This is a genomic window from Rhodococcus sp. BP-241, assembly GCF_019836145.1.
Taxonomy (GTDB): Bacteria; Actinomycetota; Actinomycetes; order Mycobacteriales; family Mycobacteriaceae; genus Rhodococcoides.
On the sequence record NZ_JABUEI010000001.1, the window covers coordinates 48,562 to 72,800 of the forward strand.

21 protein-coding genes and 1 pseudogene are annotated in these 24,239 nt (G+C 69.6%); 11 read left to right on the plus strand and 11 right to left on the minus strand.

The genetic code is table 11. The features are described 5' to 3' along the window. Positions 1–59: 59 nt before the first annotated feature. The 6 genes from HQ308_RS00235 to HQ308_RS00260 all read right to left on the minus strand — a co-directional run bounded on the left by HQ308_RS00235 (position 60) and on the right by HQ308_RS00260 (position 7,151). A complete protein-coding gene (locus HQ308_RS00235; protein WP_222645177.1) occupies positions 60–1,496 on the minus strand; it encodes a GuaB1 family IMP dehydrogenase-related protein in 1,437 nt (478 codons plus the stop codon). Between the two features lie 58 nt (positions 1,497–1,554). Beyond that, on the minus strand, positions 1,555–2,418 hold the full coding sequence (locus HQ308_RS00240; RefSeq protein ID WP_231476281.1) for a DMT family transporter: 864 nt from the start codon (positions 2,416–2,418) through the stop codon (positions 1,555–1,557). 8 nt (positions 2,419–2,426) lie between these two features. Further along, positions 2,427–3,875 (minus strand): NADP-dependent phosphogluconate dehydrogenase, encoded by a 1,449-nt coding sequence (gene gndA, locus HQ308_RS00245; protein WP_027505429.1) that lies wholly within the window; start codon positions 3,873–3,875, stop codon positions 2,427–2,429. 64 nt (positions 3,876–3,939) lie between these two features. After that, positions 3,940–5,481: a DEAD/DEAH box helicase gene (locus HQ308_RS00250; RefSeq protein WP_051613283.1), complete on the minus strand. Its 1,542-nt coding sequence runs from the start codon at positions 5,479–5,481 to the stop codon at positions 3,940–3,942. 284 nt (positions 5,482–5,765) lie between these two features. Further along, on the minus strand, positions 5,766–6,719 hold the full coding sequence (locus HQ308_RS00255) for a M56 family metallopeptidase (RefSeq protein WP_222645178.1): 954 nt from the start codon (positions 6,717–6,719) through the stop codon (positions 5,766–5,768). Positions 6,720–6,761: 42 nt separating this feature from the next. After that, on the minus strand, positions 6,762–7,151 hold the full coding sequence (locus HQ308_RS00260; protein ID WP_027505427.1) for a BlaI/MecI/CopY family transcriptional regulator: 390 nt from the start codon (positions 7,149–7,151) through the stop codon (positions 6,762–6,764). Between the two features lie 130 nt (positions 7,152–7,281). Here HQ308_RS00260 and HQ308_RS00265 point away from each other — a divergent pair, with 130 nt between their 5' ends. Continuing rightward, a complete protein-coding gene (locus HQ308_RS00265; RefSeq protein ID WP_027505426.1) occupies positions 7,282–8,580 on the plus strand; it encodes an esterase family protein in 1,299 nt (432 codons plus the stop codon). Beyond that, entirely contained in the window at positions 8,577–11,180 is a 2,604-nt protein-coding gene (locus HQ308_RS00270) for a bifunctional lysylphosphatidylglycerol flippase/synthetase MprF (protein ID WP_374198515.1), read from the plus strand. The genes HQ308_RS00265 and HQ308_RS00270 overlap by 4 nt, the downstream gene beginning before the upstream one ends. A gap of 3 nt (positions 11,181–11,183) precedes the next feature. On the opposite strand, the gene HQ308_RS00275 is transcribed toward HQ308_RS00270, so the two are convergent. From HQ308_RS00275 to HQ308_RS00285, 3 genes are all read right to left on the minus strand, one after another. Beyond that, entirely contained in the window at positions 11,184–12,041 is an 858-nt protein-coding gene (locus HQ308_RS00275) for an ABC transporter ATP-binding protein (RefSeq protein ID WP_056444458.1), read from the minus strand. Further along, the gene (locus HQ308_RS00280) at positions 12,038–13,066 is read right to left on the minus strand and encodes an iron chelate uptake ABC transporter family permease subunit (RefSeq protein WP_081821226.1); all 1,029 of its coding nucleotides are present in this window, start codon (positions 13,064–13,066) and stop codon (positions 12,038–12,040) included. Before HQ308_RS00280 ends, HQ308_RS00275 begins: the two co-directional genes overlap by 4 nt. Positions 13,067–13,131: 65 nt before the next feature. Further along, positions 13,132–14,667, minus strand: coding sequence for an iron ABC transporter permease (locus HQ308_RS00285; protein ID WP_222637501.1), 1,536 nt, complete (start codon positions 14,665–14,667; stop codon positions 13,132–13,134). 159 nt (positions 14,668–14,826) lie between these two features. Between HQ308_RS00285 and HQ308_RS00290 the strand changes: the two genes are divergently transcribed. The 8 genes from HQ308_RS00290 (at position 14,827) to HQ308_RS00325 (ending at position 20,735) form a co-directional block, all read left to right on the plus strand. Next, positions 14,827–15,540: a hypothetical protein gene (locus tag HQ308_RS00290; RefSeq protein WP_156380490.1), complete on the plus strand. Its 714-nt coding sequence runs from the start codon at positions 14,827–14,829 to the stop codon at positions 15,538–15,540. Between the two features lie 159 nt (positions 15,541–15,699). After that, complete coding sequence (locus HQ308_RS00295; RefSeq protein WP_222631273.1) at positions 15,700–16,137, plus strand: PaaI family thioesterase; 438 nt, start codon at positions 15,700–15,702, stop codon at positions 16,135–16,137. A gap of 81 nt (positions 16,138–16,218) precedes the next feature. Further along, positions 16,219–16,521 (plus strand): urease subunit gamma, encoded by a 303-nt coding sequence (locus HQ308_RS00300; protein WP_027505419.1) that lies wholly within the window; start codon positions 16,219–16,221, stop codon positions 16,519–16,521. 10 nt (positions 16,522–16,531) lie between these two features. Continuing rightward, entirely contained in the window at positions 16,532–16,864 is a 333-nt protein-coding gene (locus tag HQ308_RS00305) for an urease subunit beta (RefSeq protein WP_027505418.1), read from the plus strand. Then, entirely contained in the window at positions 16,864–18,585 is a 1,722-nt protein-coding gene (locus tag HQ308_RS00310) for an urease subunit alpha (RefSeq protein ID WP_027505417.1), read from the plus strand. Before HQ308_RS00305 ends, HQ308_RS00310 begins: the two co-directional genes overlap by 1 nt. Further along, positions 18,585–19,247 carry an urease accessory protein UreF gene (locus HQ308_RS00315; RefSeq protein ID WP_222645180.1) on the plus strand — a complete coding sequence of 221 codons (663 nt, stop codon included), beginning with the start codon at positions 18,585–18,587 and terminating at the stop codon, positions 19,245–19,247. Before HQ308_RS00310 ends, HQ308_RS00315 begins: the two co-directional genes overlap by 1 nt. Positions 19,248–19,273: 26 nt before the next feature. Then, positions 19,274–19,954, plus strand: coding sequence for an urease accessory protein UreG (gene ureG / locus HQ308_RS00320; RefSeq protein WP_027505415.1), 681 nt, complete (start codon positions 19,274–19,276; stop codon positions 19,952–19,954). A 1-nt stretch (position 19,955) separates the two neighbouring features. Then, positions 19,956–20,735 carry an urease accessory protein UreD gene (locus HQ308_RS00325; RefSeq protein ID WP_308115631.1) on the plus strand — a complete coding sequence of 260 codons (780 nt, stop codon included), beginning with the start codon at positions 19,956–19,958 and terminating at the stop codon, positions 20,733–20,735. Positions 20,736–20,904: 169 nt separating this feature from the next. Here the strand turns inward: HQ308_RS00325 and HQ308_RS00330 are convergent. Both HQ308_RS00330 and HQ308_RS00335 read right to left on the minus strand, forming a co-directional pair. Beyond that, positions 20,905–22,243: pseudogene (locus HQ308_RS00330) on the minus strand (NAD(P)/FAD-dependent oxidoreductase); the annotation flags it as partial. Between the two features lie 78 nt (positions 22,244–22,321). Beyond that, positions 22,322–23,272 carry an NADP-dependent oxidoreductase gene (locus HQ308_RS00335; protein WP_222645181.1) on the minus strand — a complete coding sequence of 317 codons (951 nt, stop codon included), beginning with the start codon at positions 23,270–23,272 and terminating at the stop codon, positions 22,322–22,324. Positions 23,273–23,362: 90 nt separating this feature from the next. Between HQ308_RS00335 and HQ308_RS00340 the strand changes: the two genes are divergently transcribed. Further along, complete coding sequence (locus tag HQ308_RS00340; RefSeq protein ID WP_222645182.1) at positions 23,363–24,238, plus strand: LLM class F420-dependent oxidoreductase; 876 nt, start codon at positions 23,363–23,365, stop codon at positions 24,236–24,238. Position 24,239: the final 1 nt, after the last annotated feature.

Sequence of the window (24,239 nt, forward strand, 5' to 3'; positions counted from 1 at the left end):
CGTATCGTCGCCGACCCGGAATCACCGAGTCGGCGGCGTGAGCACGAGTGCGGCCGAGATCACCAGCCGGACGGGAGCGGCCGCCCCTCGGCGAAGCCCGCCGCAGACTGGATGCCGAGCACGGCATCCCGATGCAGCTCCTCGAGCGAGCGCGCACCGGCGTACGTGCAGGTGCTGCGCACACCCGCGCAGATGTGATCGATGAGGTCCTCGACACCGGGCCGCTCCGGATCGAGGCGCATCCGCGAGCTGGAGATGCCTTCCTCGAACAGGCCCTTGCGCGCCTGGTCGAACGCGCTGTCCGCCGCGGTGCGTGCGGCCACGGCTCGCTTCGACGCCATGCCGAAGCTTTCCTTGTAGGCCACCCCGGCGGCGTCGACGCGGAGATCTCCGGGCGACTCGTGGGTGCCGGCGAACCAGGACCCGATCATGACGTTGGAGGCACCCGCAGCGACGGCGAGCGCGACATCGCGGGGATGTCGGACCCCGCCGTCGGCCCACACGTGCTTGCCCAGCTCGCGCGCCGCGGCGGCGCACTCCTCGACGGCCGAGAACTGCGGGCGGCCCACGCCGGTCATCATGCGGGTGGTGCACATGGCGCCGGGGCCCACACCGACCTTGACGATGTCCGCGCCGGCCTCGATCAGGTCACGGGTACCTGCTGCGGACACGACGTTGCCGGCGACCAGGGGCACGCCCAGATGGAGCGCCGCGACGACGGCCAGCGCATCGAGCATCTTCTGCTGGTGGCCGTGGGCGGTGTCGAGCACCAGGACGTCGGCCCCGGCCTCGACCAGGGCGGCGGCCTTCGCGCCCACGTCACCATTGATGCCGACGGCGGCGGCGATGCGCAGGCGTCCGTCGGCGTCGGTGGCGGGCCGGTAGATGCCGGCGCGGAGCGCACCGGTGCGGGTGAGCACTCCCGCGAGTGCGCCGTCCGGTCCGGTCAGCACGGCGAGGTTCTCGTGCCGGGCCTCGAGCTGCTCGAAGATCTCGCGGGGACTCGTGTCCACGGAGGCCGTCACGAAGTCCTTGTCCATCACCGTCGAGAGGCGCGCGAAGCGATCGACGTCCGTGCACGCCGCCTCGGAGACGATGCCCACGGCCGTGTCACCGTCCACGACCACGACGACGCCGTGGGCACGCTTGGGCATGAGGGCGAGAGCGTCGGAGACCGAGTCCTCCGCCGTCAACACGACCGGGGTGTCCGCCACCAGGTTCCGGCTCTTGACGAAGGAGACCGTCTCGGCGACGGCCGCGGTCGGCAGGTCCTGCGGGATGACGACGATGCCGCCGCGTCGCGCGACCGTCTCCGCCATCCGGCGGCCGGCCACGGCGGTCATGTTGGCGACGACGATGGGAATGGTGGTCCCGGAGCCGTCGACACTCGCCAGATCGACGTCGAAACGGGACGTGACCGTCGTGTGGTTCGGGACGAGGAACACGTCGTCGTACGTCAGGTCGTAGGGCGGGCGCTGGTCGCGAAGGAAATGCACGGGACGCCAGCGTACGCGACCGACGGATATATCTTGCGGCGGCGACGTCCAGGGTGGGTCAGACAACCGGGACGGCGTCGTCCGCACGCCCCTGCTCCCGCGAGAGAACCACGGTGGTCACGATCATGACGATCACGGCGGAGGCGACGACCACGCCGCGCAGTCCGTCGAGGCGGAGCCGTTCGTCGAGCACCACGATGCCGAGGAACACCGCCGCCAGCGGCTCGCACACGGTCACCGCCGGCAGCGACGCCGCGAGCGGACCGGCCTGGAACGCTCGCTGCTGCAGGTAGAAGCCCGAGACTCCCGCGGCGATCAACGCGTACGTCTGCCACGCGGTGAGGGCGCCGAGCAGATCGGACTCCACCAGGTCGGTGACGTACTTGGTGAACGCGACGGCGACGCCGAACAGCAGCCCACCGCCGACTCCGAGCAGCAGCGCCGCACGACCGGGCTCGCGAGTGAGCACACCGGCGACGGCGCCGACCAATGCCACCGCCACCACGGCGGCCAACGGCAGTGCCCACACCGACAGCGGCGCGTCGGCGGTGCCCTCGGTGGGGTCGCCGACCGCGACGAACGCCACCAACGCGACCGTGAGACCCACGGCCGAGATCCAGGTGGCGCGCCGCATCCGCAGACCGGAGTACTTCGCGGCGAGGGGAAGCGCGAACAGGAGCATGCTGACGAGCAACGGCTGCACCACGGACACCGACCCGACGGCCAGGGCCGCCACCTGCACCAGGTATCCGCCCAGGTCGCCGACCACCCCGGCCCACCACCGCGGGCTGCGCACGAGACCCGAGATCAACGAGTCCCCGTCCGCGACCGCCGACGCCGCCGTCTGCTGAGCGACGGCGGCGCAGGCGAAGAGAAATGCCGCGACGAGCGAGAGCCCGACCGCGAGCACGGACGAACTCACGGCGGAGGTCAGGCCTCGATCTCGGACCGGTCCTCGCTCCACAGGGTGTGGAACTTGCCGTCGGCGTCGATGCGCTCGTAGGTGTGCGCTCCGAAGAAGTCGCGCAGACCCTGCGTCAGCGCGGCGGGCAGACGTTCGGCGCGCAGTCCGTCGTAGTACGACAGGGCGGAGGCGAAGCCGGGCACCGGGATTCCGAGGAGTGTCGCGGTGGACACGACGCGACGCCAGCTGTCGACGGCGTTCTCGACGGCGTCACGGAAGTACGGCGCCAGCAACAGCGCGGGCAGTTCCGGGTTCTCGTCGTAGGCGTCCTTGATGCGGTTCAGGAACCGGGCGCGGATGATGCATCCTCCGCGCCAGATGGTGGCGAGATCGCCGGGGTGCAGATTCCAGTCGTACTCGGCCGAACCGGCGGCGATCTGATCGAAGCCCTGCGAGTAGGCGACGACCTTGGAGGCGTACAGCGCGGAACGGATGTCCTCGGTGAAGGTCTCGATGTCCTCGGGCTTCGCCGAGAGCGTTCCCGACGCCAGACCCTTGGACGCCTCGCGCTGGCCGCGCGCGCCCGAGAGTGCTCGGGCGAACACCGCCTCGGCGATGCCGGTGACGGGGACTCCGAGATCCAGCGCGGACTTGACGGTCCAGCGACCGGTGCCCTTCTGCTCGGCGGCGTCGACGATGACGTCGACCAGCGGCTTCCCGGTCTTCGCGTCCTTGTGGGCGAGCACCTGCGCGGTGATCTCGACGAGGTAGCTCTCGAGGTCGCCCTCGTTCCACTGGCGGAAGACGTCTGCGACCGCGTCCGGATCCATGCCCAGCGCGTCGCGTAGCAGGTTGTAGGCCTCACCGATGAGCTGCATGTCGGCGTACTCGATGCCGTTGTGCACCATCTTCACGAAGTGCCCGGACCCGTCGGGGCCGATGTGGGTGCAGCACGGGGTGCCGTCCACGTGTGCCGAGATCGACTCGAGCAGGGGCCCGACCGACTCGTACGACTTCGCGGGGCCGCCGGGCATGATCGAGGGGCCGTTGAGTGCACCCTCCTCGCCGCCGGAGATGCCGGCGCCGACGAAGAGAAGGCCGCGGTCCTTCAACGAGGACTCGCGGCGGATGGTGTCCGTGTAGAGGGCGTTGCCGCCGTCGATGATGATGTCGCCCTCGTCCATGACGCCGGCGAGTTCCTCGATGACCGCGTCCGTGGGATCGCCGGCCTTGACCATGATGACGACCTTGCGTGGCTTCTCGAGGCTGGCCACGAAATCCTCGATGCTCTCGGACGCGACGAAGGTGCCGTCACTGCCGTGCGCGTCGAGCAGAGTCTGTGTCTTGGAGTAACTCCGGTTGTGCACCGCGACCACGTGTCCGTGGCGGGCGAAGTTCCGCGCCAGGTTGGACCCCATGACAGCGAGGCCGGTGACACCGATCTGGGCGAGAGGTGAAGAATCCGAGGAAGTCATTCCCCCAGCTTTCCCTGCCCGGCCCCGACGCGAAAGTCGGGGCCGGACAAGGACGGGAGAGCTGTCAGTCGCGCGCGGTGCCCGCAGCACGGCTGCGGAACCCGCCGGTGCGCGAAGCCGTTGCGCCCGTGCGGTTCTCGTCGCGGCCCTTGTAGCCACCGGTGGACTCGCCGCCGCGGTAGCCGCCGGTGCGGTTCTCGTCGCGGCCCTTGTAGCCACCGCTGGACTCACCGCCGCGGTACCCACCGGTGCGGTTCTCGTCGCGACCCCGGTATCCGCCGGAGTCGCCGCCACGGTAGCCACCGGTGCGCGGGGATCCCGAGGCGCCGAAGCGCGAGGGGCCACTGGGACGCTCGCGACGCGGTGCCTCACGCACCGGCTCGCCGGACGGAGCCTTGGCTCCGGTGATGGAACCGAGCTCCACCGAACCGGGGGAGACGTCCACCGAGGTGACCTTCACACCGGCCTGGCCGGTCAGTCGGCTGATGATGCGGCGCTGGTTGGGCAGCGCGATGGCGACGACGGTGCCCGCCGCACCGGCACGTGCCGTACGGCCGGCGCGGTGCATGTAGTCCTTGTGATCCGCGGGCGGATCGACGTGCACGACCAGGTCGATGCCGTCGACGTGGATGCCGCGTGCGGCGACGTCGGTGGCGACGAGCACGGGGGTGCGGCCGCTCTTGAAGCGGTCGAGCACGCGGGTGCGCTGGTTCTGAGCCTTGCCGCCGTGCAGCGACTCGGCGTGGATGCCGACTGCGCGCAGGCGATCGGTGATGCCGTCGCAGCCGAGCTTGGTGCGGGCGAACATGATGGTCCGGCCACCCTCGCGAGCGGCGATCTCGGACAGGACGATGTCCTTCTGTCCACGGCCGACATTGAGGATGTAGTGATCCATCGACTCGACGGCGGCCTTGCTGTCACCGGTCGAGTGCTGGACGTGGTCGGCCAGGAACTGGCGGACCAACGACTGGACCTCGCGATCCAGCGTGGCGGAGAACAGCATGCGCTGGCCACCGTTCGCGGTCTGTCCGAGGATGTCGCGCACCTCGGGCAGGAAGCCCATGTCGGCCATCTGGTCGGCCTCGTCGAGTGCGGTGATCTCCACTGCCTCGAGGACGCAGGTGCCCTGACGCAGGTGATCGCCGAGGCGTCCGGGGGTGGCGACGAGAACGTCGACACCGCGGCGGAGCTGATCGGCCTGACGACCGAACGGGGTGCCGCCGACGGCCGGACGCACGCTCAGTCCGAGGACGGTGGCGTAGGACTGCAGCGAGTCGACGACCTGGAAGGCGAGCTCGCGGGTGGGGACCAGCACCAGTGCGCGGGGACGCTTCGCGGCGGGCTTGGTACCGGTCGACGCCAGGCGGGCGAGCATCGGCAGACCGAACGCGAGCGTCTTGCCCGATCCGGTCTGTGCGCGGCCGAGAACGTTACGGCCGGCGAGGGCGTCGGTGATGGCCATCTTCTGGATGGGCGAGGGAACGGTGATGCCGTTCTTGGCGAGCGCCGCGACGATGGCCGCGGGAAGTCCGAGGTCGGAGAACGTGGTCTCCGACGCCTCGGGAGTGCTGGTGGCAGAAACAGAAACGGGGGTGGCGCTGGTCAACGCGGTGGTACCTCTCGGGGTTGCAGGCGCGTCGGTGCACAGCAACGATGAATCACCGCGCAGCGTGACGAGCCAGGGCACACATCACCTGGTCATCGATGCGCAAGCGGGGCTCGGGCGCAATGTGAGGTGTCTTGTCACCGGTACGACTCCGTGGCGTCCACGAGGGGACGGATCGGAGCGACGGCGAAATTTGTGCCATATCGACTAACGGATGGTTCTGATGAACCACCGGTAACACTACGCGACGAGTGGTGCCGATGCCGACTCGTGTGAGCCAGTAGTCATGAACCGTGTCGTGCGAGGCGCGTCAGCTCGGTCAACCACGGCACGGCGACGTAGATGGTCGGCACCACGAGGATGGCCGCCGACGCGAGATAGGCGAGAGTGGCGACACCCGGGGTGGAACCGGGAGTGGCCAACCGGCGCACCCGCACCAGCGTGCTCGGCCCACCCGCGGCCAGAGCTCCCCGCGGCGCCGACGATCCGGAGCAGGCCACGAGAGCGCGGGCGAGGGGACGAGGGCCCGTGACGCGCACCGCGGAATCGTCCGCGAGCAGCTCGACCAGCAGCTGCACCGAACCCAGCGCGGACCGGCTGCGCACGACGTGCGGGAACGCCTGGTTGACGGCCATGAACGCCTCGAGAACGAGATCGTGCCGCGCGCGCAGGTGGGAGCGTTCGTGGGTCAGGATGGCGGCCAGCTCGTCGTCGTCCAGGTTGGACAACGTGCCCTCGCTGACCACGACGCGTTGCCGCAGTCCGGGCAGGCAGTAGGCGATGGGGTCGAGGCTCTCGAGGACCCGCACGTCGGTTCCGTGGGCACTGGTCTCGCCCGCACTGCGATCGAGGATGTCGACCAGCGTGCGGTGTCGCGCACGCCGTCGTCGGGTCTTGATCGCCACCAGGGACGTGGCCCAGACGAGCCGCGCACCGATGACGAGGGTGATCGTGAGCACCGTCACGTAGAGGATCCACAGCGGGAGGCCGAGGGCGTCGATCTCGGCCGTCGGCGCCGTGGTGGGCCGGCCGTCCGGTCCGGGGACGAGCAGCTGGCTCGCGATCGCGAGACCGGAACTGAAGGCCGAGAGCACCGCGGCGAGTGCGATCGCCTGCCACAGCACCAGGGCGGCGCGCGGTGTCCGGTGCGGCCATGTCGCACGGGACAGCATCGCGGGAACCGGTCCCGTCAGGATCAACGCGAGTACCGCGAAGACCAGTGCTGTCGGTGCGTTCATGTCCTCACCGTCGTGTGGGAGGGAGCGTCGAGGGTCGAGAGGTCAGGCGTTGGAGGAACCGTCGTCCTGCGTCTCCAGTGCCGCGAGGGCCTCCCGGAGTGCGGCGGCCTCGTCGGCGCCGACCCGACCCACGAAGTGGACCAGGGCCGCAGCGCGTCCGCCGGAGCGGTCGGCCTGCTGGAGGGCGTCGACCATGAGGCTGGCGACAAGCTCTTCGCGCCCATGTACCGGAGCGTACCGATGCGCGCGGTCGTCCCGCTGCTGGGTGACGAGCTTCTTCTTCGCCAGACGCTGCAGGACCGTCATGACCGTCGTGTACGCGAGCTCACGCTTCGACGCCAGTGCCTCGTGGACCTGACGGACGGTCTGCGGCTCCGAACTCGACCACAAATGTTCCATCACTGCTCGTTCGAGATCGCCCAGGCCTGCCATTCGTCAGATGATACGGCCACTCCGACGCAAATGCGTACTACACGGTGTAGCAGCGGGTCGTCGCACGTCGGCGCGCGTCCACCGGCGCGGAAACACGCGTCGAGAACTACTGCGCGGCTACTGTTGCGCCGTGGCATTCGTCGACACGTCGTTGGTCAGTGGACCGGTCCCGATCGTCGTCACGGTCGTCGGAGTGCTCGGGCTCGTCTGGCTCGTGCTCGCGCGGCGTCGGCGGCACCTCACCCGCGCCGTCCCGGTGGCGGTCGCGGTGGCGGCCGTCCTCACGGTGGCGGCGTGGTTCGGCATCGAGAAGATCTGGCGGGTCTTCCCCGATCCCGTCGAGACGTCGGTCTACGTCTGGGTCGGTCTCGGAGTCCTGGGTCTGTTCCTCCTCGTGCCGCGGATGCTGGCCGCGACACGGTGGTGGACCCGCGTGGTGACCGTGATCGCGACGGTGGCCGTGGTCGCGACGTCCGCGCTGCAGGTCAACCTGGTCTTCGACGCCTACCCCACCGTCGGTACCGCCCTGGGGATCTCGTCCGTGCAGGAGGTGGACGTCGACGACGTCACCGGCCGCACCGCCGACCCGATCACCGGTACACCTCTCGCGAGCGTGTGGACCGCCCCCGCCGACATGCCGACCGGTGGTCGCATCCTGGACACGCCGATCCCGGGCACGGAGTCGGGTTTCTCCGCTCGGAACGCGAAGGTCTACCTGCCGCCCGCGTACTTCACCGCACGCCGGCCGCTGCTGCCCGTCCTCGTGCTGCTCGCCGGCCAACCCGGAGCGCCCGACGACTGGCTCACCGGCGGCCGGTTGGTCCAGACGATGGACGCCTACGCCGCCGATCACGCAGGTCTCGCACCCGTCGTGGTGGTGGCGGACGCGACCGGGTCCACCATCGCCAATCCGCTCTGCGTCGACTCTCCGCTCGGCAACGTGGCGTCCTATCTGGCGAAGGACGTGCCGGCGTGGGTGAACGCGACCCTGCAGGTGGACACCGATCCGGCGCACTGGGCGATCGGCGGGCTCTCCTACGGCGGTACCTGCGCCATGCAGATGACCACCAACTACCCGCAGCTGTACCCGACCTTCCTCGTTCTCTCGGGGCAGCTCGAACCGACGTTGGGGGACAAGCAGCGCACGCTGGACGCGGCGTTCGGCGGAAGCGAGGCCGCGTTCGAGGCCGTGAACCCGATGAACCTCATGGCCACACGCCAGTACCCCACCAGCGCCGGCGCCTTCGTCGTCGGCGCCAGTGATCCCGATTACCAGAACTCGGCGAAGCAGCTGCTCGCCGCCGCACAGAAAGCCGGAATGGACGTGCGTTATGCCGAGGTCCCGGGTGGACACAGTTACGAGACGTGGTCTGCGGGCCTGAAGCTGGAGCTGGACTGGCTCTGCACCCGGCTGGGGTTGACGTCGTGACCGATCCGTCCGCCGCAGGATCTCCCGCGCAGGGTCCGGTCGCCCGTGCGCGGACCGACATCGCCGCGTGGTGGGGACGAACCGGTCGCCAGGGCGCACGGTTGTGGTCCACGATCGCCTACGGCGCCAAGGGGGCTCCGGTCAGCCTCGCACTGCTGGCCGTCATGTGGGTAGGGCTGATCGTGCTCTCCCTCACCACACGCAGCTATCGCAGCTTCCTCGACCACCACACCGCGCTGGGCATCGTTCCGATCGAGAACCTGCGGCTCTGGACCCCCGTCACGTCGGGGCTCTTCGCCGTGGGGGTGGCCGCCTTCGTCGTCGCCACCGCGTTGTTCCTGGTCGTGGCAGCGCCGATCGAGCACCGGATGGGTACTCGGCGCTTCGCGGTCGCCGTCCTGGTGACCCAGGTGGGCGGCTCGCTGCTGGGTCTCGCGCTGGCCGCTCTCGGGCAGTTGCTCGACGAGGGGTGGGGCTTCCAGCTTCATCTCGGCGTCACCTCGGGCCCCACGGCCTGGATCCTCGGCACGCTGATGGTGGCCAGCGCGAACATGGGAACGCTCTGGCGTCGGCGGGTGCGGGTGGGCCTCGTGGCGCTGACCGTCGTGATGGCCCTGTTCGGTGGCCATCTCGCCGACATCACCGCGCTCGGCTCGGTCGTGGTCGGCGCAGTGGCGGGTCCGTTGATCGTCGGACGATCCTCTCGCGCCACCCATCTCGCCGGTACCCGCCGCGAGGGTCGGGTGCTGGTGGCCCTCATCGTCGCGGCGTCCGCGATCGGCCCGATGATCGCTGCCTTCTCGCCCAATGCGGTGGGCCCGTTCGCCGTGCTGCGCGAACTGTTCCGCAGCCAGGAGTGGACGCTCGACGAGGTGAACCTGGTCTGTGGTGCAGATCCGGGGTCCACCGACTGCCGACGCGGGCTGCTCGATCTCCGACTCGGCGGAGTGGGACCGGTGCTGGCCAGCGTCATGCCCTCGGTCTATCTGCTGGTCCTCAGCGACGGACTGCGCCGCGGGCGTCGGTTCGCCTGGATCGGTGCGATGGTCTCGCAGGTCGTGCTCCTGGCCCTGGCGCTCGCCAACTACCTGATCCGCTTCGCCGATCTGGACAACGGCGACACGCTGTTCTACGGCGTCGCAGATCCGACGCTCTACCGCACCGCCGTCCCGTTCGTCGTCCCCCTGGCAGTCATGGCACTGCTGGTGGTCACGCGCACGAACTTCGACGTGTCCGCGCCTGCCGGTACGTACACGCGACTGTGGGCCACCGTGGTCGGGGCCGGCGCGGTTCTCGCCGTTCTCTACGTCGCCGTCGGCGCGCTGATCCGGTCCGGCTTCGACGGCAGCCCGGGAGTGCTGACGCTGCTCGGCGACTTCCCGCAGCGGCTCGTGCCCCCGGTTCTGCTGCAGTGGTTCGACCCGCCCTTCCTGCCGACGAGCTGGCTCGCCACCGTGCTCTACGAATGGACCGGCATCGTGTTCTGGGCGGTGCTGGTCGTCGCGACCGCGGGGTCGTTCGTGAGACCGGCGTACGGCGTGGAGACCGACGCCACCGAACGCGCTCGGGCGGTGCTGACGAGCAGCAGCGGCAGCGCCCTGTCCTGGATGACGACGTGGCGCGGCAACCGGTACTGGTTCTCGCCCGACGGTCACAGTTACGTCGCGTTCCGGGTGATCTCGGGCATCGCCCTCACCACCGGCGATCCGGTGGGTCCGCCCGCGGACCGGGAGGCGGCCATCGTCGGCTTCTCCGAGTACGCCGCCGCGAACGGATGGTCGCCCTGCTTCTACTCGGTGACGCCGGACGTCGCGGCGATCACCGGCGCTCTGGGCTGGGAGAGCATCCAGGTGGGGGAGGAGACCGTGCTCCCGCTCGCGGATCTCGCCTTCACGGGCAAGAAGTTCCAGGACGTCCGCACCGCGGTGAACCGGGCGAAGAAGGCCGGTGTCGAGGCCGAGTGGATCTCGTTCCCGACGGCGCCGCTGTCGATCACGGACCAGATCACCGCGATCTCCGAGGAATGGGTCGCCGACAAGGGCATGCCCGAGATGGGCTTCACGCTCGGCGGCCTGGACGAGGTCGACGATCCGCAGGTCCGGTGCCTCATCGCCGTGGACGAGCAGCGCACCGTGCACGGCATCACCTCGTGGATGCCGGTGTACCGCGACGGCGTCGTCGTGGGCTGGACCCTGGACTTCATGCGCCGTCGGTCCGAGGGCTTCCGGCCCGCGATGGAATTCCTCATCGCGTCCGCCGCACTGTCCCTGCAGGAGGAGGGCGCGCAGTTCCTCAGTCTGTCGGGAGCGCCGCTGGCCAAGGTGGGCGATCCGACCGAGGACACGGCGCAGACGTCGACACTCTCGGGGATGCTCGAGCGTCTGCTCGACGTCGTGGGCCGCACGCTCGAACCGGTCTACGGCTTCCGGTCGTTGCTGGCGTTCAAGTCGAAGTTCCAGCCGGTGTACGAACCGATGTACATGACGTTCCCAGATCCGGCTGCGCTACCGAGCATCGGCAACGCCATCGGACGGGCCTACCTGCCGGACGTGTCCTTCGGTCAGAGTGTCCGGCTCGTGAAGACGATGATCGACCGCTGACCGTCAGGCCGGTCGGATGCCGGCGCCCGCCCGGACGTGGCGGGTGCCGATGGGCACGATCAGCGGACGATCGGAGACCGGGTCGTCGATGACGGCCGCGGACAGGCCGAAGACGTCGAAGAGCATCTTCTCGGAGATGACCTCGGACGGCGTACCGCTGGCGACGATCGCTCCCTCGTGCATGACCACGAGACGGTCGCTGTAGCGGACGGCCAGGTTGAGGTCGTGCAGCACCATCACCACGGTCCGGCCCATCTCGTCGTGCATCCGGTCCACCAGGTCGAGGACCTCGATGGAGTGCGCGAGATCGAGGTAGGTGGTCGGCTCGTCGAGGAGCAGGACGTCGGTGCCCTGCGCCAGTGCCATGGAGATCCAGGCACGCTGGCGCTGTCCTCCCGAGAGCTGGTCGACGGGACGTTCGGCGAGATCCTCGATACCGGTGAGCTTCAGCGCACGCGCCACCTCGGACTCGTCGTCGCGGGACCACTGCCGGATCCAGGACTGGTGCGGATGGCGGCCTCGTGCCACCAGGTCCGCCACCGTCAGCCCCTCCGGGGCGATCGGCGACTGCGGGAGCACCCCGAGAGTGCGCGCGACGTCGCGGGTCTTCATGTGACCGATCGCCTTGCCGTCCAGCGTCACCTGGCCCTGGCGCGGGGACAGCAGGCGGCCGAGGGCGCGCAGCAGAGTCGACTTGCCGCAGCCGTTGGGTCCGATGACCGTCGTGACGACGCCGGTGTGGATCTCGAGGTCGAGCCCCTCGATGATGATGCGGTCGCCGTAGCCGACCGAGATGTTCTCCGCGGCGAGACGGTGCGGAGGTGTGGCTCCGGTGATCTCCGGATGCGCGTGCACGCTCATACTGTCGCCTTTCGGTTGACTCGGACCAGCAGATAGAGGAGGAAGGGTCCGCCGAGGACGGACGTGACGATGCCGACGGGGAGCTCGACCGGCAGAATCGTGCGCGCCACCAGGTCGGACCCCACCACGGTGACGGCGCCGGTGAGGGCCGAGGCGATCAGCGGAGGCTCGGCGCACCGGGTCAGCCGCAGGGCGATCTGCGGCGCGGCGAGGGCCACGAATCCGATCGGGCCGGCGACGCTCGTGGCGATGGCGGCCATCGCGACCGAGATGACGAGCAGGACGGCCTGAGACCGCTGCACGTCCACGCCCAGCGAGCGGGCGGTGTCCGGCCCGAGCCGCATGGCGGACAGTCGGAACGACATGATCACCGAGCCCGCTCCGAGAACGACCACGGCGGCGGTGACGGGCCACACCTGCGACCACGTGGCGCCGGAGAGCGTACCGGTGAGCCACAGCTGGGCGCGGGTGACGTCGGTGATGTCGGCATTGACCAACATCCAGCCGATCAGCGCGACCATCATGGCGTTGATCGCGATGCCCACGAGCACCAGCCGCATGCCCTGCACTCCGCCCCGCCACGACAACAGGTACACCAGCGCTGCGGTGAGCAGCCCGCCGACGAGAGCGGCGAGGGTCACGCCGAGCGTGGCGAACAGGCCCACGGCCGTACTGGTGCCGCTCAGGACGATCAGCGAGATGGCGGCGACGCTCGCGCCGGACGTGATGCCGAGAATGTCCGGGCTCGCGAGTGAGTTGCGGGTGATCGACTGCATCAACGCGCCGGAGACGGCGAGCGCGGCGCCGACGAGCGCGCCCGTGAGGGCACGCGGCAGGCGGAGGTCCATGACGACGAAACGCTCGATCCGCGAGCCGCCGCCCACCAACACGTTCACGACGTCCGGGATCGACAGCGGGTAGTCGCCGCGCCCGACGTTCAGACAGAACACGAGGAACAGCACGATCGCGAGGGCGAGGGTGACGAGCACCCTGGCGGGGCGACGCACCGTCGACAGCGGTCCCATGCGGAAGGCCGGGCGACCCGCCACCGACGGCGCGGTCGCCGCGGAACGGACGGTCGGGTGCGCGGTCACAGCGACACCAACGTCCGACGGCGTACCAGGGCGATGAAGAAGGGCGCGCCGATCAGCGCGAGCACGATGCCGACCTGCAGTTCACCGGGCCGCACGACGACGCGACCGATGACGTCGGCGAGCACGAGCAGGACACCGCCCAGCGCGCCGGCGAACGGGAGCAGCCAGCGATAGTCCGGGCCGGTGATGGCACGCGCGATGTGGGGCACCACCAGTCCGACGAAGGCCACGGGCCCACACGCAGCGGTCGCCGCGCCGGTCAGAAGTGTGATGGCCACGATGCCGACGACGCGCGTGAGGGTGATGTTGGTGCCCAGTGAGCGGGCGACGTCGTCACCGAGGCTGATCGTGTTGAGGGCGGGCGTGCCCGCGACGGCGATGATCAGCCCGATGACGATGAACGGGAGCACGGTCCAGAAGATGTCCGGCCCGCGTCCCGAGACGGAGCCGACGACCCAGAACCGGTAGCTGTCGAGGGTGGTCTGATCGAGCAGCACCACCGCGTTGGTCATGGCCTGCAGGAAGAACGCGATCGCGGCTCCCGCGAGGGCCAACGACAGCGGGTTGGCCCTCGCCCCGCCCAGAGACGCGGTACCGAACACGACGATGCTGGCCGCGGCAGCGCCGGCGAAGGCGAACCAGAGGTAGCCACCGGGGGACGTGATGCCGAAGAGGTAGATCGCCATGACGACGAAGAAGGCGGCACCGGCGTTGAGGCCGAGCAACCCGGCATCGGCGAGCGGATTGCGGGTGTGGCCCTGGATCAGGGCGCCGGCGACGCCGAGTGCGATGCCCACGACGAGTCCGAGGATCGTGCGGGGGAGGCGTAGCGACCGGACGATCACGTCGGTGTCGGTCCCGGTGGCGGAGAACAGCGCATGGAAGATCTCGGCGAAGGTGAGCGGCCGCGCACCGACGGCCACGCTCATGAGCGCGACGAGCACGATGGCGGCGACGAGGATGATCAGTCCGGAGGTTCGGCGTCGACGGGTCGCTGCCGAGGAGGTGTCCGGAGCGACCGGTTCGAAGTCCTCCGCGACCGCGACGGTGAGCCGGACCGTCTCGACACCGGGCTTCCGACGCAGCGTCAGAGCAGGTCGGACGCCCACCGCGTCACCGGTCTCGGCGTCCCGCAGCACGAGGGCGAACAGGGACTTTCCGACGCTCTGTCCGGCGCGACCGTCCCGGAACCCCCGGTTCCACACCAGCACACCCGCGGCCGCGAGCACCGCGATGACGCCGAAGACCGCGCGGTCGACCTGGCCGCCGCCGTTGTCGTCGGCGAGCGATCGGACGACGACGAGGCCGAGCACGAGGGGGAGCAGGACGACACCGACGTCGACCGCCGAGGCTGCCGCGACGGTCACCCGGCCGGGCGCCCGCCGATCCGCGTCGGCGATCGAGTAGTCGCGATCGGGACGAACCGTGGTGCCGGGCTCGGGGAGGTCGTTCGGGCCGGGGTGAGATGCGAGAGGTCCGGACGCGGTGTCGGTCACGCGGTCCTCCTCGATCGGTGTGGTGGTGTCTCTCATGGAAGGTTACGCAAGCCTAAGCAGTCGTGTGGCGGCGCGGTCTCGCGGTGATGCGAACCACACCCGGTTGTCTTCGATGTATTGGTTAGGCTTACCTTATGACTCGACCGGTCGGTGCGTGTCACCGTCCGGGCACCTGCAGACGAGGAGTTCCATCCGATGACAGTCACGATCGACACCGTCGTCTCACCGCACGATCGTCGAGCCGCGGTGTCCACCGCCTTCCGGCACACCATGACCGCTCTGCGACACCTCGATCCGGAGGCCCCCCGCGTGTACGCCGTCGCGGACATGGCCGAGCAGAGCAAGCGTCGCTGGTGGTCGTTCGCCACCGGGCTCGAGTCGGGCCGCTTCGAGGCCCTGCTGCGCCGGTCGTCGCTCGACCATCCGGACCCGCGTCGTGCGGTGGACCAGGTGGCGGCCGCACTCGTGCACGCGGTCGTGGGACGGTCGGCCGCGGCGTTCGTCGGATGTGGACGGGTGTGGGACCCCGGCCCCGAGAATCTCTGGATCCATCTCGACAGCGACGTGGGCATCGACTGGGCGGGCGTGCGGGACACGGCGCTGCGCTCGGTGTCCGGCTCGGGCGCGACCGCGGGAACGGTGGTCATGCCGTGCGACGAGGCGCTCGCGGCCTGGACCGCGCATCGCGCTGCTCGCTCGCTCGAGGTCGCCGCGGCAGGGTTGTCCGCGCTCGGTCCTCTGGACGCCACGCAGATGAGCCGCATCGTGGGCGAGTCGGTCCTCGGCGCCTCGGCACGAGTTCCGTTGCTGGGTGGCGTGTCTCGTGACGGCGGCTGGCGCAGGGGGCAGATGCTCCTCGATGCGTTCGTCGACGCGGGGTGGCGCGTTCGGTTACGGCGACCTGCGTGACTTAGGCAAGGCTATCCTGTATAGTCCGAGCCACACGAACTTCGGATCGTGCCGACGTCCTGAGGGCTGCAGCGACGTCGGCGTCCGTGCCCCGGCGGGCCTCGCGACACACTGCGAGGCCCGCCGCTTCGTGTCCGTCCACGTGATTCACTGAACGCCATGAACGATGTGTCACCGTCGGTGTCGGACGAACTTCGAGAGCAGCTGGACAGCGGTTTCGGGAAGGTGCTGGGTCTGCAGTTCCGCGAACTGGGACCCGATCGGGTCACCGCGGAGTGGACCGTGCGCCCGGAACTCCTGCAGCCGTTCGGGATCGTGCACGGCGGCGTGCACTGCGCCGTCGTCGAGTCGCTGGCGAGCACGGCGGGCGCCCTGTGGTTGGGGGATCGCGGCCACGTCGTCGGAGTCAACAACACCACCGATTTCATCCGCGCCGCCCGCGAGGGCGTGCTCACCGCCGAGGCACTGCCCGTGCACCGCGGGCGGACCCAGCAGATCTGGACCGTCACCATCACCGATGCCGCGGACCGTCTCATCGCCCGCGGCCAGGTCCGACTGCAGAACATCGAGGACACGGGGCGGATCGGCGCGTCCTGACGCGCGTCCGGCGAGCGCGACGGCCGAGGTCGTGCCAGCATTGCCTGTCGCCGTCGTTCGCCGCGAAGGGAAGTGTCCCCCATGAGATTGTCTCCGCACGAGCAGGAGAGGTTGCTGCTCAGCTACGCCGCGGAACTGGCGCGTCGCCGGCAGCAGCGCGGACTCCGGTTGAACCATCCGGAGGCGATCGCGCTGATCACCGACCACCTGCTCGAGGGCGCACGCGACGGGCGGTCCGTGGCGGAACTGATGTCGTCGGGCCGTGAGGTGCTGACCCGCGCCGACGTGATGGACGGCATCCCGGAGATGCTGCACGAGGTGCAGGTGGAGGCCACGTTCCCGGACGGCACCAAGCTCATCACCGTTCATGACCCGATCTCGTGAAGGAGTGCGCGTGATTCCCGGAGAGATCATCACCGAGGACGGGTCGATCGAGCTCAACGCCGGTCGTGCGTCGCTCACTCTCGACGTCGTGAACGACGGCGATCGGCCGGTGCAGGTGGGAAGTCACGTCCATCTCCCGCAGGCCAACGCCGCGCTGACGTTCGATCGCGTCGCCGCGCACGGGAAGCGCCTCGACATCCCGGCGGGCACCGCGGTGCGGTTCGAACCGGGTATCGCTCAGGAGGTCGTGCTCGTCGACATCGGCGGTCTCCGCGAGGTTCACGGCATCTCGCTCACCCCGCCCGGCGCACTGGACGACACGACACCCCGGGACGGTCACTGATGGCGTACCTCGATCGTTCGCGCTACGCGGAGCTGTACGGACCCACCACGGGTGACCGGATCCGCCTGGCAGACACCGACCTGCTGATCGAGATCACCGAGGACCGCAGCGGTGGGCCGGGTCTCGCCGGCGACGAGGCCGTGTTCGGCGGCGGCAAGGTGATCCGCGAGTCGATGGGACAGTCGCGGGCCACGCGGGCCGACGGTGCGCCCGACACCGTCATCACCGGTGTCGTGGTGCTCGACCACTGGGGTGTGATCAAGGCCGACGTCGGACTGCGTGACGGACGGATCGTGGCGCTGGGCAAGGCCGGGAACCCGGACACCATGCCGGGAGTGCATCCCGGTCTCGTCATCGGGCCGTCCACCGAGATCATCGCCGGCAACGGCAAGATCCTGACCGCCGGCGCCATCGACTGCCACGTGCACCTCATCGCCCCCCAGCTCATGGAGGAGGCGCTCGGCGGTGGCATCACCACCATCATCGCCGGCGGCACCGGCCCCGCCGAGGGCACGAAGGCGACCACCGTGACCCCGGGTGCCTGGCATCTGGCGCGGATGCTCGAGGCCATGGACGGGTGGCCGCTGAACGTGGCGCTGCTGGGCAAGGGCAACACCGTCTCACCCGACGCGATGTGGGAGCAGTTACGTTCCGGCGCATCGGGATTCAAGCTGCACGAGGACTGGGGCTCGACCCCGGCCGCCATCGACGCGTGCCTGCGGGTCTGCGACGAGGCCGGTGTGCAGGCGGCGCTCCACTCGGACACTCTGAACGAGGCGGGCTTCGTCGAGGACACCCTCGGCGCGATCGCCGGTCGCGGCATCCACTCGTACCACACGGAGGGTGCGGGCGGCGGGCACGCGCCGGACATCATCACGGTCGCCTCGCAGCCCCACGTGCTCCCGAGTTCGACCAACCCGACTCGGCCGCACACGGTCAACACTCTCGACGAGCATCTCGACATGCTGATGGTCTGTCACCACCTCAGCCCGTCCATTCCCGAGGACCTCGCCTTCGCCGAGAGCCGCATCCGCCCCTCGACCATCGCGGCCGAGGATCTGTTGCACGACATGGGTGCCATCTCGATGATCGGCAGCGACTCGCAGGCAATGGGACGCATCGGTGAGGTAGTCATGCGGACGTGGCAGACCGCACACGTGATGAAGAAGCGTCGTGGCTTCCTCGCCGGTGACTACCGTGCGGACAACAACCGCGCGATGCGGTACGTCGCGAAGTACACGATCTGCCCGGCCGTGGCGCACGGACTCGACGGCGAGGTCGGATCCGTCGAGCCCGGCAAGTTGGCCGACCTCGTGCTGTGGGAGCCGGCGTTCTTCGGTGTCCGGCCGCATCTGGTGATCAAGGGCGGCATGATCGCGTGGGCCACCATGGGCGACGCCAACGCCTCGATTCCGACACCGCAGCCGGAACTGCCGCGACCGATGTTCGGAGCGGCACCCAAGGCGGCGGCCGCCACGTCCGTGCACTTCGTCGCGCCCCAGGCGCTCGACGACGGGCTGGCCGATCGCCTCGACGTCGCGCGTCGACTCGTTCCGGTCGGGAACGTCCGCGGCATCGGGAAGGCACAGATGGTGAACAACGACGCGGTTCCCCGCATCGAGGTCGATCCGGACACCTTCACCGTCCGCATCGACGGCGACGTCTGGACCGAGCAGCCGGCGACGGAGCTGCCGATGGCGCAGCGGTACTTCCTGTTCTAATGACGAATCCGCATTCCGGTGTCGGCCTCGCCACGTTGCTCACCCTCGCCGACTCACGGCTCCCGATCGGTGGGCACGTGCACTCGGGGGGAGTCGAGGAGGCGATCGCCGAGGGACTCGTCCGGGACCTACCGACGCTCGAGGCGTATCTACTCCGGCGTATGCGCATCAGCGGCGCCGTGGCGGCGTCGATCGCTGCCGCTGTGGCCGCCGGTGTCCTGCCCGCGGACGCCGCCGATCGCGAGACCGACGCCCGCACGCCGTCTCCTGCGGCTCGCGCCGCGTCCCGCGCCCAGGGGAGGGGATTGCGTCGCCTCGCCGAGACGGTGTGGCCGGACCACGACTGGACGGCGGTCGGACGGCGCCCGCACCTGCCCGTCGTGGCGGGAGTCGTCGGTGCCGTCACCGGCGCGGGACCGTACGAGACGGCGTCCGTGCAGATCTACACGGCCATGACGGGCGCCGCCATCGCCGCCCAGCGACTTCTCGCGTTGGATCCGGGCGCCGTGGCGGGGTGCACCGTGGCGCTCGCGGCCGAGTGCGACCGGATCGCGGCCTCGGTCGCGCGCGCGCTCCCGGCTCTGTCCGACGAATCGGATCCGCTGCTGGACCACCTCGGCGAACGTCACGTCCGGCGCGAACGCCCCCTCTTCGTCTCCTGATCACCCCACAGAAAGAGAGAACACCCATGCCTCCGCATCTCATCGACGGCGAGCCCCACTCCCACGCCCTGGACCGGCCCAAGCGCGTCCGCACACCCGGAGAAGCGCTGCGCGTTGGTATCGGCGGTCCCGTCGGATCCGGCAAGACCGCACTGGTGGCGGCGCTGTGCCGCCAGCTGCGCGAAGAACTGTCGCTGGCCGTGCTGACCAACGACATCTACACGACGGAGGACGCCGACTTCCTGCGCCGTCACGCAGTTCTGCCGGACGAGCGCATCACGGCCGTGCAGACCGGCGGCTGCCCGCACACGGCGATCCGTGACGACATCACGGCGAACCTGGATGCCATCGACGACCTGGTCGACGCCAATCCGCCGCTCGATCTGATCCTTGTCGAGTCGGGCGGCGACAACCTCACCGCGACCTTCTCGTCCGGGCTGATCGACGTGCAGATCTTCGTCGTGGACGTCGCCGGCGGTGACAAGGTGCCGCGCAAGGGCGGTCCCGGCGTGACGTTCTCAGATCTGCTCGTGATCAACAAGACCGATCTCGCCCCCATGGTGGGTGCCGACCTCACGGTCATGGAGAACGACGCGGTGCGGGTGCGCGAGGGTCGTCCCACCGCTCTGATCTCGCTCACGGAGGACCCTGCCGCGACGGTGGTGCTCACCTGGGTGCGCGAGCAGCTCGCTGCCGTCGCCGCCTGACGTGACGACGCACGGCGCGCTGCGCTCGACGGTGCTCGTCGTCGCGTCGCGGAGCAGGTCACCGCGCATCGAGGCGGTGGGTGGGCTCGCCGTACGCCGGACCGGAGTCGACCGTGTCCACCTCGTCGGCTCGGCCGCGACCCCGCTGGGTGGGGACACCATCGACGTCCGGATCGTGGTCGAGGCGGGGGCGCGGCTGCACGTGTGCAGTGTCGCCGCCTCGGTGGCGTTGCCCGGGCGCTCGACCGACGTGTCACACGCGTCGTGGACCGTGGAAGTCGAGGACGGTGCCGAGGTGATCGTGGACCCGGAACCCACCATCGTCGCCGGATCGGCGGACCACCGATCGTCGGTGTCGCTGCATCTCGGCGACCGGGTACGCGCCGCCGTGCGCGAACGGATCCAGATCGGCCGCACCGGGGAAGTGGACGGCCGGTGGTCGGGTCTCTTTCGAGTCGACGGCGTGGCCGGTCCGGTGCTCCGCCACCGACTCGACCTGGGTTGGGGCGCCGCAGGGCACGACGCTCTGTTCGCGCCGACCGCGTCGATCAGTACGTTGACCTGGCCGGAGTGTCTGTCGGACAGTCCCTCCGGCGACACCGTGGCCGGACTGGAGACGACGATGCCGATGGCCGGAGGCGGAACACTGTCCACCTGGCTCGGCCATCGGCTCCCGGTCACCCGGTCGGTCGCTGCGCTCTCGGCGCGGGGAGATCAGCCTGCGCGCTTGGCCTCCGCGGTCTCCGCCGCTCCGTCGTTCGCGGAGGGCTCCTCGCCCTGACGCTCCGCCGGTGTGGGTGAGGCACCGGAGGCGGCCCGCTTCTCCGTGCTGTCGAGCTGCTTGCTCTGTTCCGCTGCGTCGGCCGTGGCACCGGACTCGCGGTCCGCCGCCTTCGAGGTCGCCTCGACCGTGCGGGTGGGGATCGCCACGCCGTCGACGCGGTTCTCCTGCTCGAGTGTGTGGAGTTGCTCGATCGCGAGGCGCGCGAACACCTGCTGTTCGGTGGACGCCATCTGCGCCCGACCCTTGCCCAGGAAGGTGACGAACCAGGAGATCACCGTCGTCAGACGGTTCCGGTATCCCACCTGGTAGAAGAGGTGGAGTCCGAGCCATGCGACCCAGGCGATGAATCCGCCGAACTCCAGCTTGCCGACCTTGCACACGGCGCTGAATCGCGACACCGTGGCCATCGACCCCTTGTCGAAGTACGAGAACGGCTTGCGCTCGGACGGGTTCTGTCCGTCGAGTGACGCCTTGATCTGCTTCACCGCGTACTTGGCGCCCTGGATCGCGCCCTGCGCCATACCCGGGACGTCCTTGACCGACATCATGTCGCCGACCACGAACACGTTGGGGTGTCCCTTGACGGTCAGATCCGGCTCCACCACGACACGGCCCGCGCGGTCGACCTCGGTGCCGTCGGACTGGTCGGCGAGCTGCTTGCCCAGCGGGCTGGCCTGCACGCCGGCGGACCAGACCTTGCACTGCGCCTCGATGCGGCGTTCGGTGCCGTCCTTGTCCTTGACGGTGAGACCGTCGTTGTCGACGCCGGTGACCATCGCGTTGAGCTGGATGTCGACACCGAGCTTGGTGAGGCGCTTCGCGGCCTTCTCGCCCAGCTTCTTTCCCATCGGGGGGAGCACGGCGGGCGCCGCGTCGAGCAGCACCACCTTCGCGTCCTTGGCGTCGATGTTGCGGAAGGCTCCGTCGAGCGTGCGCGTCGCGAGCTCGGAGATCTGGCCCGCGAGCTCGACGCCGGTGGGGCCTGCGCCGACCACGACGAACGTCATCAGGCGCTCGCGCTCGGCCGGATCGGTGGACAACTCGGCCTGCTCGAACGCGCCGAGGATGCGTCCGCGCAGTTCCAGGGCGTCGTCGATCGTCTTCATGCCGGGTGCGAACTCGGCGAAGTGGTCGTTGCCGAAGTAGGACTGCTGTGCGCCCGCAGCCACGATGAGACTGTCGAACGGCGTCACGGTCTCGCGCTCGAGCAGCCGCGAGGTGACGGTCTTGTTCGTCAGGTCGATGGTCTCGACGTCACCCATCAGAACCTCGGCGTTCTTCTGCTTGCGCAGGATGACGCGGGTCGCGGGGGCGATCTCGCCGACCGAGAGGATGCCCGTGGCCACCTGGTAGAGCAGTGGCTGGAACAGGTGGTGGGTGGTCCGCGCGATGAGCGTGACGTCCACATCGGCTCGCTTGAGGGCCTGTGTGCCGAAAAGGCCACCAAAGCCGGAACCGATGACGACGACGCGGTGGCGCTTCTTCTCGTTCGTCTCGACGCTCATGTATCCGCTCCTAGATGTCTATGCGTTCTGAGCTCAACGGTAGTCTCCCCACCCCCGCGCGTCTCCGCGAGGCCGTCGTCAGGGGACGAGGACGTACTTGCCGCGCGGGTGGTGCGTCTGCAGTTCGCGGTGGGCGGTGGCCGCCTCCGCGAGGGGAAACGTCCCGGCCACCGTCACGGTGATCACCGATCCGGCCAACTCGAGCAGAGGCAGACGCGCCTCCTTGCGCCGTGCGGCGCTCTCGTGGTTCCCGCCGCCCGCGGACCGGAAACCCTCGTCGGCTGCCCGACCGAAGGCAGTGATGGTCACGATGCGCGTCCGGTCCTGCACCACCACCAGGGACACGTCGATCGCCTCGTCGGTGCCGGCCGTGTCCAGCGCGGCATCCACGCCGTCGGGCGCCGCGGTGCGTACCCGGTCGAGCAGACCGTCGCCGTACGCGACTGCGACGGCGCCGAGGGCGCGCACCGCGTCGAGGTTGCGGGGATTCGCGGTGCCGATCACCTGTGCTCCGCGGTGCAGGGCGAGCTGGACCGCCTGCGAGCCGACGGCGCCGGATGCTCCGTGGATCAGGACGCAGTCGCCCTCCTCTACGCTCGCGAGTTCCGCCATGTCGTAGGCGGTGGCCGCAGTGAGGGAGTACCCGGCCGCTTCCTCCCAGCCGAGCGCCTGCGGTTTCGGCAGCACCGCGTCGGCATCGACGAGAAGGCGATCGGCGTAGGCACCGTCTGCCAGAACGATGACCTCGTCGCCGACACGGACGGGACCCGCCGGTCCGACGGCGTCGCGCCCCACCGCGGACACCACGCCCGACGCCTCGCTGCCGAGGTGCAGCGGGAGTGTGCTCTCGTCCGTCCCGAATGCGCCGCTGTAGAGCTTGTGATCGAACGGATTGACGCCGGCGGCGCGAATGTCCACGACGACCTGTCCGGGACCCGGTTCGTCGACCACCTCGTCGCGGATCGCCAGGACGTCGGGTCCACCGAAGGCCGTGGCGACCACGGTGCGTGTCGTTCTCGAACCAGTCATACGAGGACCAACGGTGCCCGGTGCTCCGAATGTTCCCCGGGAGTGCACCGCGTCGGCGGAGTGCTGATCCGACCATCGAGGAGAACCATCGTGCAGTTGGCAGTCCACTATCCCTACTTCACCCTTCCGGGTGGCTCCGCGGCCACGGCGGGACTGCTCTCCGACTCCGCGCGCGCTGCGGAGGACGGCGGGTGCACGCTGTTCACGCTCATGGACCACTTATTCCAGATGGAGAATCTGGCGACCGCGCAGGACCCCATGCTCGAGGGCTACACCTCGCTGGGCTTCCTCGCGGGCCGGACCGAGAGCATCCGCCTGGGCCTGCTCGTCACGGGCGTGACCTATCGGCATCCGGGGCTCCTGGCGAAGACGGTCACGACCCTGGACGTGCTCTCCGGCGGTCGAGCGATGCTCGGCATCGGTGCGGCCTGGTACGAGCGCGAGCACCGCGGCCTCGGTGTGCCGTTCCCGTCGACGGCCGAGCGGTTCGAGCGTCTCGAGGAGACGTTGAGCATCTGCAGACAGATGTGGAGCGACGACGACGGACCCTTCGAGGGCACGCACTACTCGCTGGCCGAGACGCTCTGCGAGCCGAGGCCGCTGCAGAGTCCGGGTCCGCCCATCATGGTCGGCGGGTCGGGGGAGAAGAAGACACTCGCGTTCGTCGCGCGGTACGCCTCGCTGTGCAACCTCTTCGCCCCCGACCAGGAGACCGTGGCACACAAGCTCGACGTGCTGCGCGGTCACTGCGAGCGCGAGAACCGCGACTACGCGGAGATCGAGAAGACCATCATCACCTCGCTCGACCCGGTGGCCGACGAGGCCGGATTCCTCCGGGAGATGGAAGGGTTCGCCGCGCTCGGAGTCGACACCGTGTGCGTGAGCCCGCAGGGACAGGACCCGGTGACCTGGACCCGGTCCGCCACCGCAGCCGTGGTCGACACACTCGCCGGATTGGAGAACTGAC